At 35.8% G+C, this 14793-nt stretch carries 12 protein-coding genes and 1 other annotated feature; of the genes, 1 reads left to right on the top strand and 11 read right to left on the bottom strand.

All coding sequences use genetic code 11. The annotated features are described in order from the left end of the window. Positions 1–35 precede the first annotated feature (35 nt). The 9 genes from Y7E_RS0100600 to Y7E_RS0100560 all read right to left on the bottom strand — a co-directional run bounded on the left by Y7E_RS0100600 (position 36) and on the right by Y7E_RS0100560 (position 10666). On the bottom strand, positions 36–1271 hold the full coding sequence (locus Y7E_RS0100600; protein ID WP_017149375.1) for a cytochrome P450 family protein: 1236 nt from the start codon (positions 1269–1271) through the stop codon (positions 36–38). A gap of 210 nt (positions 1272–1481) precedes the next feature. After that, positions 1482–1898: a hypothetical protein gene (locus tag Y7E_RS0100595; RefSeq protein ID WP_017149374.1), complete on the bottom strand. Its 417-nt coding sequence runs from the start codon at positions 1896–1898 to the stop codon at positions 1482–1484. A gap of 779 nt (positions 1899–2677) precedes the next feature. Then, entirely contained in the window at positions 2678–4108 is a 1431-nt protein-coding gene (locus Y7E_RS0100590; RefSeq protein WP_017149373.1) for a PQQ-dependent sugar dehydrogenase, read from the bottom strand. A 735-nt stretch (positions 4109–4843) separates the two neighbouring features. Beyond that, positions 4844–6019 (bottom strand): inositol-3-phosphate synthase, encoded by a 1176-nt coding sequence (locus tag Y7E_RS0100585; RefSeq protein ID WP_017149372.1) that lies wholly within the window; start codon positions 6017–6019, stop codon positions 4844–4846. Positions 6020–6032: 13 nt separating this feature from the next. After that, positions 6033–7346, bottom strand: coding sequence for an alkaline phosphatase family protein (locus Y7E_RS0100580; protein WP_026049029.1), 1314 nt, complete (start codon positions 7344–7346; stop codon positions 6033–6035). Positions 7347–7379: 33 nt separating this feature from the next. Then, on the bottom strand, positions 7380–8258 hold the full coding sequence (eboC, locus tag Y7E_RS0100575) for a UbiA-like protein EboC (protein WP_017149370.1): 879 nt from the start codon (positions 8256–8258) through the stop codon (positions 7380–7382). Continuing rightward, on the bottom strand, positions 8255–9085 hold the full coding sequence (locus Y7E_RS0100570) for a sugar phosphate isomerase/epimerase family protein (RefSeq protein ID WP_017149369.1): 831 nt from the start codon (positions 9083–9085) through the stop codon (positions 8255–8257). The genes eboC and Y7E_RS0100570 overlap by 4 nt, the downstream gene beginning before the upstream one ends. Before the next feature lie 14 nt (positions 9086–9099). Further along, a complete protein-coding gene (locus tag Y7E_RS0100565) occupies positions 9100–9342 on the bottom strand; it encodes a hypothetical protein (RefSeq protein ID WP_017149368.1) in 243 nt (80 codons plus the stop codon). A gap of 310 nt (positions 9343–9652) precedes the next feature. Next, the gene (locus tag Y7E_RS0100560) at positions 9653–10666 is read right to left on the bottom strand and encodes a DUF1835 domain-containing protein (protein WP_017149367.1); all 1014 of its coding nucleotides are present in this window, start codon (positions 10664–10666) and stop codon (positions 9653–9655) included. A 415-nt stretch (positions 10667–11081) separates the two neighbouring features. Between Y7E_RS0100560 and Y7E_RS0100555 the strand changes: the two genes are divergently transcribed. Further along, on the top strand, positions 11082–11753 hold the full coding sequence (locus tag Y7E_RS0100555) for a YukJ family protein (RefSeq protein ID WP_017149366.1): 672 nt from the start codon (positions 11082–11084) through the stop codon (positions 11751–11753). A 616-nt stretch (positions 11754–12369) separates the two neighbouring features. Here Y7E_RS0100555 and trpB read toward each other — a convergent pair. Together trpB and Y7E_RS0100545 are read right to left on the bottom strand one after the other, a co-directional pair. Then, on the bottom strand, positions 12370–13560 hold the full coding sequence (trpB, locus tag Y7E_RS0100550; protein ID WP_017149365.1) for a tryptophan synthase subunit beta: 1191 nt from the start codon (positions 13558–13560) through the stop codon (positions 12370–12372). An 80-nt stretch (positions 13561–13640) separates the two neighbouring features. Continuing rightward, positions 13641–13905: a binding site (T-box leader), on the bottom strand. Positions 13906–14177: 272 nt separating this feature from the next. Continuing rightward, positions 14178–14705 carry a DUF6933 domain-containing protein gene (locus Y7E_RS0100545; protein WP_017149364.1) on the bottom strand — a complete coding sequence of 176 codons (528 nt, stop codon included), beginning with the start codon at positions 14703–14705 and terminating at the stop codon, positions 14178–14180. Between the last annotated feature and the right edge of the window lie 88 nt (positions 14706–14793).

The following is a 14793-nucleotide window of genomic DNA, read 5'->3' as shown; positions in this document are numbered from 1 at the left end:
TGAAATACAATGTATGCACGTCTCAAATACTTATTCTAGAAAGTTAACGGCAATTCCTCTAAAGAACGCATTAAATAATTGCCTTGCCACTTAATTTTTTCTCGCTCACCTTTAATTCGCATATTAGGCACACGTTTTAGCAATGTGGAAATTGCAATTTTTGCTTCTAGCCGGGCAAGTGGTGCTCCTAAACAAAAGTGACTCCCAAGTCCAAAGGCAATGTGCCTGTTATTTTCCCTTGTAATATCAAAAACCTCTGGATTTACAAAAACATTCTCATCACGATTCGCTGAAGCTAATGAAATAGTCACCATATCCCCTTTTTGAATTTCTTGATCATGTATCATAAAAGGTTCAGCTGCCCAGCGTGCTGTCGTAACTTCAACAGGAGAATAATAACGTAATCCTTCTTCAATTGCGGAATCAATAAGCTCTGGGTTTTCCTTTAATAACTGTAATTGATCTGGATTTTCTAATAATGCTAGTACTGTATTCGTAATGAGATTCACAGTCGTTTCGTGCCCAGCTACAATGAGTAACATAATCATTGAATAAAGCTCCCGTGCACTTAATTTACTTCCTTCGCTTTCCGCCTGAATCAATGCGCTAACTAAATCTTCTTCTGGATCTTTTCTTTTCACATCAACTAAATATTGGAGGTATGTAATAAACTCAGATAGTTTTTCTTCCGTTTCCATTATTTCCTCTTGTGTTTCAGGTGAAGCAATTACAGCATGAGACCATACTCTAAATTTCTCTTGATCTTCTTTTGGAATACCAAGCATTTCACTAATTACATTGATTGGTAATGGGAACGCATAGTCATTAACAAGGTTTAGAGAGCGTTTCTGTTCGGCATGATCTAATAAATTATCCGCAATATGCTGAATACGTTCATCTAATTGTGAAATCATCTTGGGAGTAAATGCTTTCTGGACTAATGATCGTAATCGATTATGATCGGGCGGATCCGAATTTAACATATGAGTCGTTAAATAGTCTCCATTGTCTACAGAAAGAAATGGATTAATCTCTACTTTTTCAAATACATTTTCAGGGTCTTTCTTTAAACGAGAATCTTTTAAAAATGCTAATACATCTTCATATCTTGTAATAAGCCATTCAGTACCCAATTCCCCCTTATATACAAACAAAATAGGTTGTAATTTGCGTGATTCCTTATAAATGTCATAGGCATCTTCTTTAAATTCCCGAGAAGCTAACTGAATACCATCTGTTATTTTTTGACCAACCTTGTTTTTAGAAGACATTGTACTCCCTCACTTTCATATATTTGTAAAAATCACTTCAATATATGAATTATAACTTAATAAAAATGCGAAAATTGTAAATTTAGTGTTATGGATCTTACTTTAAATATTGAAAAATAATAAAACGATGACATTTTCAAAAAAATAGGCAAGAAGAATGTATTTTCCTCTCGCCTACTGAAAGTTTCTTTCCCTCCGTTTATTTTATTGCTAAGCGAAACACATGAAATTGCTAATTTGTTGATATCGGTAACTTACTTTCCGGCGACGCCCGTCTTGCCAAGTGTACCCTGATACTCCATTCCTTCTCACTTCAGTTGGGAAAAACCATAAATCTCTTCCAAAAGGTCCTGGTCGATGTAAACGTAAGTATCCCCATCTTCCTAGACAATTGCACATCCATGATTTTATATTACTGCTTTGTACAGGAGCAGCAAATGTTGATGGTACAGAAGGTGCTTGTGATGGTGGTGGTGACGTTGGAGCGTCTTCAGCATCATCAGGTCGATATTCTTCATGCTCAGTTTCTCTTACTTCACTAGATGGTTCATATCCAAAGTTTTGTGGATTATAATACGGTGTTTGATTATACTCTACATATGGAAAATACGTTGGTTGATTATACATAGAAAAAATCACCTCTTATGATTTATCACTCTATCCATTCATATGTCGTATCGTTTTTATATGTAGCTTATTTATATAGCCCAAAATAACGAGGAGATTTTTAAGTGTTCAATCAACCCATCTTCTCATCTTGAAGTAAAAAAGACTCCTATTAATAGGTAATACTGAATCTAAAATATTTAAAGAAATATAAGTATTACTACACGACGAAGCATGTTGTTTAAAAATGTAGTTTTAAGGTGTATCAACACTTTGCTGGATACGTTTATTTTTTATGACTTCTCCTTCGTTTTATCACTACTATGAATTTGAAATAGAGTCACGATTTTTCTATAATTTTTTAATAATAAATTAGTTAAAAATAAAAGACTACATACTATACGTGAAAGAGTATAAAACAATAGAAGTTTTTATTGGAAAGTACCCCACTATTAGGAGAAGTTATTTAAAAACTTATGGGGATTTATGTAAGGCGTGCAGAGCCTGTCCCCACAAATAGTGGAGTGCCCCATAACCATCAAACTAAAATTTTATAGTACCCCAAGAACAGAATTAAATGCCTTTATTAGTCCAACACAAATAAACCTCATGGATAACATGAGGTTTATTTGATTCGCAGTAAAACTAATCCTTTTACTATTTTCTTTTCAGAACTACATTTTTGAACAAACTTTATTTCAAAGCTACAATTCACTCTATTTTGAAAGTTTTTCCCTCTTTGTCTTTATCGTCATAAATGTATGACAAATACTCCAGCCGTCGAATTTTATAATTATAAATCACGGAACAATTTCAAAAACAGTACCTCGGTTAAAATCAGTCACTTTCATAGAGCCATAAACCCCTAAATATAGTCTGGTTTGATCCAGATTCGTTCCCAAATTAACATAATAAGCTGATTGAGATCCAAAATTATAATCGGTTTCAATCACACTAAAATCATTTAGTTTACAATCTGTCCTTACTCTGGTATAGGCTAAACCCCCTCTAACCGGAGGCCGAGATTCTTCATACCGGGCAAGATCGGTAAATACAACGCTTCCCGTTAAATTTGGGATTCCGTTCCCCATATATGGCTGGACTCCTGTAAGTGCAGTTCCCCCAAACTTATTGGGCCGGGGATCTTTATGAAAATAACTAGTTAAAGGCTGAAGACGCCTCACTAAAGTTTTTACTGCTTCATCATAATAAGCGATTGTTTTTTCAGCCAAAGCCGGATTTGCAGAGCAGCCCCTTATAAACGAAGTAGGAAAAGCACCTTCCCACCCTCGCCAGCCAAAGTTTATAAATCCTTCTTGATCAGGTGTAGAGTTCATTAATGAAGCTTGAATAAGCTGTGTAACCGGCATTGGTTTATAATGAACGAATGAAAAAATCGACTCTACCAAATCCTGTCCGACATTTCCTGCATATTTAATATATTGATTATAAAGCTTTTGAAATGAAATGCCTGGTATATTACGAACCCCTTTGGCGATTACCGTAAGCGTTTCCTGAATAGGTGCGGGAAGTTCATTAAAACGTGTGACTACGGGTGGATTATAGATAAATGTATTCTTAACTACATCAATTCCAATTATTTTACCAGCCATTTCCATGTCATCCTGACTTAAATTAAATGGATCATAGCCTGAACCACCATCTCCGGTTGTTAAAACAAGTTTTCCGGTTTCAGGTGAAAAGTTTAAGCTATTGAAACCATTATGATTAAAAAATGGTCTTCTTAAGTTAAGTAATGTCCGTCGTTTTTGAGGTTGACCATTCGATTGTAAAATCCATTCTTCAACTGTATCAACATGATCATATTGAGTTTCTCTATTTATCCATCTTAGGTTTAACGTTCTGGGATCACACGGGTTAGGCTTAAAAGATTCAGGAAGAGCACCTGGACCTTGTGTTCCAGCTACTGAATAATGAAGATAAAACAGCCCGTTATAATAAAATTCTGGATGAAATGCTAGCCCTAGCAATCCCCGTTCATCATATCCACTACCAGAAACACCTAGTTCAGAATTACCTAGTTTTATGATTCGCGGGCGAATATCTAAAAAAGTCCTTATATCTCCGTTTCCTGTGTAAAAGATCTCTCCTACTTGGGTTGCAATAAATAATCTTTCAATTGAGTCACCCGGAAGTATAGCTGTTTTCAAAACAGTAGGTAAATTTATCTTACTTACAATGGGTCGTAAACTAACCTTAACTTTTATCAACTAACTTTACACTCCTTCTTATTGTCTTCTTTTATAAGAATATGATTAGAACTGTGCTATTAGTATCAAATTAGGGCCGGGGAATTGAGTAAATTTCCTTTTAATTTTGGTACGTTTTTGATAGGTTCTATGTGGATATTCAGATGGATATATGGAAATTTCAAACTGTTTATATTACTCAACGCAATTAAGGTGTAAAATTTAAAACGACTTTATTATCCATTTTTTAAATAGTTACGATTTTATTTATTGCGGATTAAATAACTTTAAAGGGCAATACTACTTACAAACTGTAGCCTTGCTCTTAGTTTTTTACATCAGTATGCAACGACTTTATTGTCTCTGTGCATCTCTAACAATCTACTCTCTAGGTTATTGATTGATATTCTAATGAAATAAGACATCACCATACGTTCGTAGTGATGCCTTATACTGTAGATCATGTATTACATTCGTTAAATTAGTGATTTTTATTATTTTACTCATGTGAAAATACCAAATTTCTTACGCTCTTATACTTTTATTATGGGAAAATTCTTTTAAATGGAGCTTAACTATTTCTTAGTTAAGAAGTAGAAGAATAAATGTATTCAAAAGATAATTAGGAAAATATGAAAAATACTGTACCAGAAGGCAAGTGTAAAATTTCTCCAACTGTAATTTTTTATTAATCATTTGCTTTGACTTCTAACATAGTTTTTTCAGCTCCAAGGCCACAAGGGAGATTAAGCATTGTTATTCAAAATGTTTCACATACTCCAATAACGTTTGGTATTGCTGATCAAGGGCATATTCATCTGTTCCAATTGGGGATTTAAAGAAGAGTGATAAGTGCTCCATTATTCCTACCTTCCCCTTCCGAAGTGCATGATCCATAAACCGGGAAAGGTCAATTATAAGGGGAGCAGCTAAAATAGAATCAATGCCTAGCCAATTGATTTTCATTGTCATCCTCTCTCCTAGCCACCCTTCAAAGTCAACCGTATCCCATGCTTCTTTTCTATCTCCCCGGACAGGAAAATAATCAATCCTAACTTTATGATCAAAATGACTGTACCCTAGTATACGTTCTAATCCAATGGATTTTGAATCAATCTTTGTTGAAGAATGCCTCGGATGATCCAATATTGCACCATCTTGATTCCCTAGGATATTCGTGCTGTACCATCCGACAATATTCAACCCTCGCTGTTTGAACATTTTCCCTAAAACATGTTTATATAAAGTCTGTCCTGTCCTTCCATCTTTCCCTGCTGTCGGAACACCCTGAATTTCTGCAAGCTTCTGCAGCGCCGGTATCTCAGCCGTCACACTCGGCGTAAAGTTCACATAAGCACATTTAGCCTTCATTGCCGCATAAGCGTAAAGCATACCTGGTCGAATGTCCGGTGAATTCTCTCTTAACGCGGTCTCAAATGCTTTTAATGATTGATATAACGAATGGTTTTTTGTTTTTTCTTCTGTCGAAGCGGTGTTTATCATAACAATTCTCTCAAGATCATATTTTTTCCTAAATACCTCGATGTCTTCTTGTATCTTATCCACTGCGCTCTCTAAAGTCTCAGGCTCTCCTTTCAGTCTATATACCCCTTTGACAAAATCATTCACATTAGCCAGTGGCGCTTGCCAAACAGGAACATCATTGAGATTCATTTCAATCTTCTGCAAAATAGGTTCCTGAATGATACCATGACTCTTTACTGCTTCCATCAATGAATTTTTTTGTATATCCCATCCACCGAAAGCAATTTGGTCAAGCAGAGTTAGCTGCAGCGCCTCAAATTCCTTCTCTGAAGAAATAACTCCCCTTAACGGAGCAAGATTTTGATTGACTGCAAAGAGTCCTGAAATTGTTGTTGTTGCAACCGCACCCAGCATCCCCACGAATAACACACCCGTTTGATATGTCACTTTTTCACCTCTTCTATTTTCTTGAAAGTTGTAACAATAAGTCATGGACTTCGGTCGCTTCTAATGTTTCTGGAAGTTCAAAATCGTTCCCTGTTACTACAAGTGATACATAATCCCCTTCGTCCTTTGGCGGCAAACCGTGAGATCCTTTGATTCGATCCGGTTCTAGTGGGATTTGGAATGTTTTTGGATTTACAAACAGCTCAACTGGATCATAACCGGGCTTCCTATGAATATCCACAGTGTATGCAAATTCTGGTGCCTGTTCGCTATTCAGCCACCAGTAATATACAAACCAGCTGTCGGGTTCTGCAATTGCAATTAACTGACCTGAAAGCTCATGATCAATCTTATGAGCTCGCTTTTCCTCCTCTCCCCATACCTCGGCTATACCTGGGATTTTTTCAAGAATTGCCTTAACTGCCCCTATATCATGTGGGTCTTGAATATACACATGGGCCAATTGATGGTCTGCCAAGGCAAAGGCCCTCGACATCTCTAAATCGAGAAAATCCATATTTTCAACATGTTTGATAGCCACATATCCCTCTTTGTTCAACGTTTGATTGATAAGGATAGGTCTGTTAACTGACTTGAAGTTATATTCTGATAAAACAACGAGACGTGTGTGATCCCTTAATCCGCGTTCTTCCAGTTGCCCGATAAAATTTCCAATCAAATCGTCAATTTCTTTAACCGATCTCCTTGCTGCTTCACTATTCGGTCCAAACCTTTGCGCGTTATAATCTATATTGGGTAAATATACAAGCGATAATCTTGGTTTGTAGTCTTCTAATACATCTATTGCTGCATGTAAGATCCATTCACTGGACTTGACAGAGGAGAGTGGGCCCCAGAAACTTTTCAGGTCAAATTCCCCATATTTCTCCCTCAATTTTCCGTATAAGTCCCTCGGCTTCGAATCACACCACAAGATCATTTTGTTATCGAGATGGATAGGGGCAGGTGTAACTACATAGTCCGCTGTGCTCAGCTTGCTGAACTGCCAAAATAGCACTGCTGTTTCAGCTGTCGGGTCTTCTTTCTTCAACTTCTCCCAGATCTTTTCGCCTTGAATTGGAACCATCGTCTGATTCCACATTGTAATTTCTTTAGTATCCAAGTTTGGGAGACCGTTACAAATAATTCCATGTTCAGCAGGCGGAGTTCCAGTGATATAAGTAGCTTGTATTGAACCAGTTACAGCGGGAAATACTGGCTTAATTCTTGCATGTTGACCATCCTTTAATAATTCCTGAATATTCGGAGTTAATTCGGTGTCATTCAGATGTTCCACTGTCAAACTGATAATATCTAATACAACCACGTTTTTTTTCTCCAAAGATAACCATCCTTTCATCTAAGTGACCGGAAAGATACGAGACATGATATAACTCAGAATTAGGAAAGAAGATACAGAAAAAAAAGCTGGCCATCCGCCAAATGAAGCAGCAATCGCCCCATCCAATAACGGAAGACCTACTATACATGTTCCGACAGCCTTTCTAATGTTAGGTGATGTCGGCTTTGCTAGTGCTGGTACAATCCCTGAAAAAGTCCATAACAAAAAAAAGATTAAAGCAATAACTGTTGCTCCCCTTGTACCGTCGAATTGCAAGAATAAAATAACAATAGCACACGTTAAAACCGACCCTGCCATGATTCTGACTCGATTCGGATGACTGCCATTTCCAACCTCGCCTTTGGACATCACAGTAACAGTGAAAATATATAAAAATCCTAATCCCGCTATCCACCAAAATTGCGCTAATTTATCTGTTGCCACGCTCAACCCTAATAACAAATTGACTCCTCGGCAAATTCCCATTGTCAACGGTCCAAAAACATCATGATGCTTTGAATAGCGATTATAAACGAATACCAAAACAATGAGAATGCACGCAATCAAAAAACTTATCTTGGACACAAAACATACAGATACAACACCAGCCGTAAGGAGTACAAGACTAAAACGCAGCGCTGAACGAAGTGAGATGAGGCCAGATGTCAAAGGCCTTTCAGGTCGCTCTTTCTTATCAATTTCAAAATCAAAAAAGTCATTTAAAATAATTCCTGTCGCATATATACATGCACTTGCAAACATGAGAAGGATAATCTGAATGAAGTAGCTCTGATCCAAAACTACACCTGCAATCCAAGTACCTGCCAATATGTCTGCCATAGCTGTAAAGGTATTCGGAAATCGTATGAGCTCAAAATAGGTGCGAATCTTTCTCATAGGCTGTTAATGATGCTTTGCACATAGTCATAAGATTCCGTGGCAGCCTGTATCGCCTGACTTTCATAGGGGTATAATTCAATGGTAACAAAACCATCATAGCCCGTTTTCTTTATAGATTGTAAAACTTCAAGAATAGGAATAGCGCCATACCCTGGAATGAGATGTTCGTGAACACGGTCCTCGGCAATATCCTCCAGATGATAATGCTTTGTATAGGGCAACAACTTATGAACTAATGTAGCCGGATCCTCTCCAACACAAAAAAAATGTCCTATGTCAAAATTTAATCCAATTGCCTGGGAGGGAACAGACTTCTTGAATTCAATAAATTGATCAGATGTTTCAATTAGCAAGTCCGGCTCCGGTTCAACAAGAATTGTTACACCAGATTTTTCGGCATGGTCAGCTAATTCCTCCATTGCCGAAATAAAAACTTTATTTGCCCATTCCCTTCCTACATTGATGAGCGGCCCCCCTGGTTCGGTAGACAATGTCTTTGCACCGAGTTTTCGAGCCAAGTCAATGCAGTTATGCGTATGTTCTATACGCTGTCTTCGTTCTACTACATCAGCCTCAACAAAAGACGGGTGCCAATTATCTTTTATTCCATACAGCATGAACGCATTCAAATTTGATATAGTCATGTTTCGTTTCTTCAACCTGTCTTTAATCATATCTATCTTCTCGTTGGTCACTTCAGGTGGAAAAGCATGCGGGATGTCTAGTAAGATTTCTATTCCTTCATATCCGATTTCAGCTAATAAATCGATTGTTTTTAACAGGTCAAATCTCTTAAATCCATTACTGCTATATGCGAGTTTCATGGTCTTTTCACCCCTTATGAATCTAGTTTCAACTTTCCAGACTGTTCATAAAAGCGGAACGGGTTATTCCAAACTAGCTCTTGGATGATATTTTCCGTATGCCCTTTCTTTCTCATCTCAAGCGCAGTTTTTACTACATTAAGAGGATTAGACGGTCCCCAGTCCGCTGCCGTATTAATCATGATCTTATTTGTGCTGTAATGTTCGATGATTTCAATTGCCTCGCCAGTTGAAACTTTTGTCGGATAAATTGTCATCCCGCTCCAACCGCCATACTCCTGGAAATTTAAAACAGAGTCCCAATGTTTGTAAAAAAGATGCGAAGTTTTGAATAAAGATGTAACATTTATAAAAAAAGATACGGGGCTTTATCTCTTCAATCATATTTAGGACGTATAAATAAACCGCACATTGTCGTCAGAAAAGGAGTGGATTCCCCCACTCCTTTTCTTATCCCTTTATTTGTTTAACAACATCTCTTTAGTGCTAAATCAAGCCTTAAATTTCGTTTTTCTTATCTTTCAGTAAAAATTTTTATAGAAGTTTTTAGAAATATATGTTTGTCCTTCACTTTTTTAATTTAACACTATAATAGCGCATCGCTTTCAAAGTACCTTCCATTTCAAATACACCTTGCCCAATTAACGTACGCAAGCGATATTCCAGAAAAACATCCCCAACTGACTGTTCCAAATGCCCAAGAACTTCGCCAATTAGTCTTGGAGCCTTATAAAAATCTCCTTCTGTTCTTTCTTTCTCCAAATTCTTTGCACATTCAATGATGAAAGAATCGAAATAATCTTCTTGTACAGATTGAACTTGGTTTTCATTCCAAATTCGTAATAAATCTGTAGTTTCAGAGAGTAATTCCCATTCTTGTTCAAGAGTTTTTCGTGCTTCATTAGTCAGTAATGCATCTTTCCCGTACTTTTCATAAATAACTGCTAGTTTCTCTGAAGATAACTCCCCTGTTCCGCGTATATCATAACCTTCTGGGAACAGTTCTCTGTATGCTTCTGATGTGTTAATTACACGAATATTATCTCGATTTTGTAAATGTGCAAGTACAAAACAAAGACCTACATGTTCATGCGCATTATCAGCTTTCCAAATTGTGATTGGTATATCTAGAGGAATAGACTGTAATTCTTCCATCGATTGTCTAAATGTTGATAAATATTCTTCTTCAAAATAAAGATCATAAGAATTTAAATTTCTAGATAGCCATTGCTGACGTGCTACTTGTCCAGCTTCTAACTCCAATTGATGGATTGGCCCGATAGAGAATGCATCTGAGAAAAGAATTACATAGTCTTCTTTTAAATTAGCTTGTTTCAGCATGTACTTAATACACCCAGCTGGCGAGTCACCAAATGCAATATGTACATGTTTACTCTCTCTAATATGTAGCCTAGGTTTTTGTGATTCAATGAGTTGTTTTGGGATTTCTGTTAAGATTGCCATTCTATCTTCGCTTGGCTCTGTTTCCATTAAATCGAGTTGAATTAAGATGTGATGAAGTAAAGATTTCGCTTCATCATCTGGCATATTTTTAATAATTTGATTCAGTTTTTCTATCACGTATAATCCTCTCTTTCGTATGTTACAGTTAATTGTAGTATATCAGAAGAGCTCATACAAAGACCTCTTGAAAATAAAAATAATGAATTAAGTTCACTTAAAAGTAGCAAAAAATTACTTTCTTTTAGCAACCCCTCGTTACCAACCGCGCAAGAATAAAATCTTCTTTTCTTTTTATCAACTTTTTATATATAAAAATATTTTTTCTAAAGATAGAAAGATACGATTTAAGAGCAATATTGGAAGGAAATCCTTTGTATCTCAGAAGTTTTCTAAAATTAGACAGTACCTTTGAAATAATGTCACTGTTTTTAGAACAAGCATACTGAGCTTACTAAAATATTACGAATATCGAAATCTTTGAAGGGTAAGATAGTTATAAAACATCCGATTTCATAACTTGGAGGAATCAAACATGCCTATTGAAAACTACGGTGTATTTAAAGGAAACGTCAAAAATTGGAATGAAGAAAGAGATAATGATACTCCTCACTTTCAAATTCACATGATAGGTGAATTTAATAGATATTACAGAATCGCTGTTAATGTCATGTCTAGTGATGATGAATCTGTGCTTCTCTATAAAGTGGACGAACAATATGATGCTTCTGCTATTACTCAACTTCATAAAATGGAGAAGGGATTTACTCCAATTATTTACTGTAATAGACAAGAAATAGCGCTTGACTATATTCGGGGTAACTTATTTGACCCCCGAACTATGAAACCTTTGCCTCATAATGTTTCAGGGCCAGATAATGATTTAAATGAATTACTTATTAAGTACATAGAAAAGGCGAAAGAAGAAAGTGCAATCGTTTATGTATATGGATCTAAGTGGGGACCTGAAAAAGGGCAAGATGACAAGTTTAGATTTTCTCCAAAAAGAGGTATTCATAATGTTCATATGAACCAAGGTAATGATGAAAATGGACGTTGGGGAGATGATAACGGAATCTGGCATGATGGGGGAATTCTCATCCAATTTACAAATAATTGGGTTGCTATCTTTTTAGCATTTCAGTCTCAATCATGGTGCACAAACGATTTGGGGCATCCAATTCGAGACTGTACACATGAAAATTGAGATGAAAAATAAAGCGAATTTTTTAAAATATGTCCATGATGTACACTCCCTTTATATAATGGAACTTAACTTATTTATTTTTGATATAAGTTTCAGCTTGTGAAAAGATCTCCCATAACAATGATTGTACCCATCTTAATTATGGGAGATACTGATACTCTGAATTTGGTAAATATACTTATTCAAGAATCATTTTTTAAACTAACTTCCACTTTTATTTTTAAATTTTTTATAAGTTATAATTTTCCCTCACCAACCTTATGATAAAAAAATTCCATCGTAGTAACACCTGAATCGTTAGTTTGAGTTACAAAAATGCTGATGTTCCAATACAATACAACAACTATTGAATATAATTGTGATAAAATCACGTGAAATCAATGAAATTGTCGCTCTAATTGAAAAAGAATAGGATTATGTTGAAAGAACCAAAATAAAAAAGAACATAGAAAAAGGCGATTTTCCATTCAAGACTGAATGAAAGATCGCCTTTCTAATTCTACATACGTTTTGTGAAATTAAAAACGTATATTTTTCAACCCCCTTCCTGGTAATACTGATTCAGTATTCTTTATTTTTTAAATTTTCTTTTTTATATTCTATTTATAATATACACTTATTTTTGGTTGTTCATTTCAAATACTTGTTGTACATCTTTATCACCACGCCCAGATAAATTCACAATAATACTTTGATCGTTTCGTAAGGTTGCTGCTAACTTTATAGCATACGCCACCGCATGAGAACTTTCCAATGCAGGAATAATCCCTTCAACACGAGATAACTTATGAAAAGCTTCTAATGCTTCCTTATCATTAATTGCTACATATTCTGCACGACCAGTTTCTTTATAATAACTATGCTCTGGTCCAACACCTTGGTAGTCCAGTCCCGCAGCAATGGAGTGCGCCTCTGCAATTTCTCCATTTTTGTCTTTCATCATATAACACTTAAATCCATGGATGATACCAGGCTCTCCTGCTGTAAGAGGTGCTGCATGCATCCCTGTTTCAATCCCTTTACCACCTGGTTCAACACCTACCATTTTTACTTCTTTATCATTATAAAATGGGGCAAATAGCCCAATCGCATTACTTCCTCCACCTACACAAGCAACCAAATAGTCAGGTAAACGTTGTTCCTTTTCAATATGTTGCGCTCTTGCTTCTCTTCCAATTACAGCTTGGAAATGACGAACAATCGTTGGATACGGATGTGGTCCCAGTGCAGAACCTAATAAATAAAATGTGCTTTCATAGTTTTGAGCGTAATCTTCAAGTGCCGCATCTACTGCTTCTTTAAGAGTTCGTCCTCCTTCTTGAACAGCAATTACCTTAGCCCCTAATAGTTCCATGCGAAATACATTTAATTGTTGGCGTTCTGTATCCATTCCTCCCATATAAATCGTACAATCTATTCCGAACATCGCACATGCAGTAGCTGTAGCCACTCCGTGCTGCCCTGCTCCTGTTTCTGCAATGATGCGTTTTGCTCCCATTCTCTTCGCGAGTAAAATTTGCCCTAATACATTGTTAATTTTATGGGCTCCTGTATGATTAAGGTCTTCTCTTTTAAGATAGATTTTTGCACCACGAATCTCTTCACTCAAACGTTTCGCATAATACAACGGATTTGGGCGCCCTACATATTCTTTAAGATAGTATTCATATTCATTTATAAACTCTGGATCATCTTTGTATTGATTAAACGCATTTTCTAGGTGAATTAAAGCCTCTTGTAGCTGTTCTGGTACAAAACTACCCCCAAAATCTCCGAAATATCCATTTTCCGCTTGTAATAAATTCATGTTAATTCCTCCTTGTAATTTATAAATATTGAATGAGAAAAGTAAAAAAATGCAAAAAGCCCTCTACATGCTGTATGCATGTAGAGGGCGATATATACGATTATACCGTGGTGCCACCTCTTTTGGTTCTTTATCACATAGACTCAGAACCCTCTCGTTTTTGGATACGGAAAAATAAATTCGATATCCTCATCCTTGTAACGGCGGAACCCGGGTCGCATACTCCTAATGTTTCAGCGTACCTCTCCTAAGTCCATTCGGCATAATCTATCGTACTGGATCGCACCAACCCCAGCTCTCTGTAACGCATCAATTAAACGTACTCTTCTTAGTCAACGATTTTTGATTATTGAAATTTAACTATGATATTATAGAACTATTTTTGTTTTGTCAATTGAGAAAATTAGAAATAAAACTATTTATTCAACATAAACTAGCAATTAACAGTCCTAAAACACTTGATACGAAATACAGGAAAATAGATGGTTTCTCGATTTCACGTGCTTGAAATGAGACCATATTTTTTTGTATTGTCTATCGTAATACATTATTAATACTTATGTAAATTTATATAGCACCTTTTACTATGTTACGGATTATCAAAAAATGAAGACGTATTAATACGTTGAAAATTGTTGCATAAGTGCTGCTCTCATCATTTCAACTGGATATTTTGGTATTTTCAGCATAACAGTACGATTTAAATATTGGTTTAATTCTGCAATATTAATAACATCCCGTTTGTTTATTCCCCATTCATCATAGAAATAACTTTCAATTGTAAAAATCGCTTCATTCATTTGCGAAATGATACTACGATTATTCGTCGCTGTATATTGAATAATAGGATCTTGATTTAGATATTGCTCAATCACTTCCGGTTTAATTCCATCTAATAATAAGTTTGTTACTAAATCTTTCTGGAATAGAAGATTTAATTTTTGTAATTCCCGTTTTGTTACCCCATATATAACAAAATGATACCTTGTGATATTATTCATAACAACTACACATTTCTTACGATTGATTCTAAATAAGTGCGCATGCCAGCAATTAAGGGAATTGTTATCACTTGTTGGGTCTATTTTCTCTACTGTTATTCCCATTTCATCTGCTAGTTTTTTTGTGCATTGGATAAGTTGCATAATAATTTAATTCCTTTCGTTGAATCAAAATTCTTAATCAAAGATATCATTTCTTTACTTGTTATAAAGTATAACAAAAAAAGGTCAT

The sequence above is a fragment of the Bacillus bingmayongensis genome (assembly GCF_000299035.1).
Taxonomy (GTDB): Bacteria; Bacillota; Bacilli; order Bacillales; family Bacillaceae_G; genus Bacillus_A; species Bacillus_A bingmayongensis.
This window is presented reverse-complemented; position numbering and strand designations above follow the sequence as displayed.

What these genes read in the sequence shown, in the direction of transcription:
- Y7E_RS0100600 (WP_017149375.1), bottom strand. Translation starts at nt 1,271, where the DNA reads ATGTCTTCTAAAAACAAGGTTGGTCAAAAAATAACAGATGGTATTCAG.
- Y7E_RS0100595 (WP_017149374.1), bottom strand. Translation starts at nt 1,898, where the DNA reads ATGTATAATCAACCAACGTATTTTCCATATGTAGAGTATAATCAAACA.
- eboC (WP_017149370.1), bottom strand. Translation starts at nt 8,258, where the DNA reads ATGAGAAAGATTCGCACCTATTTTGAGCTCATACGATTTCCGAATACC.
- Y7E_RS0100570 (WP_017149369.1), bottom strand. Translation starts at nt 9,085, where the DNA reads ATGAAACTCGCATATAGCAGTAATGGATTTAAGAGATTTGACCTGTTA.
- Y7E_RS0100565 (WP_017149368.1), bottom strand. Translation starts at nt 9,342, where the DNA reads ATGACAATTTATCCGACAAAAGTTTCAACTGGCGAGGCAATTGAAATC.
- Y7E_RS0100555 (WP_017149366.1), top strand. Translation starts at nt 11,082, where the DNA reads ATGCCTATTGAAAACTACGGTGTATTTAAAGGAAACGTCAAAAATTGG.
- trpB (WP_017149365.1), bottom strand. Translation starts at nt 13,560, where the DNA reads ATGAATTTATTACAAGCGGAAAATGGATATTTCGGAGATTTTGGGGGT.
- Y7E_RS0100545 (WP_017149364.1), bottom strand. Translation starts at nt 14,705, where the DNA reads ATGCAACTTATCCAATGCACAAAAAAACTAGCAGATGAAATGGGAATA.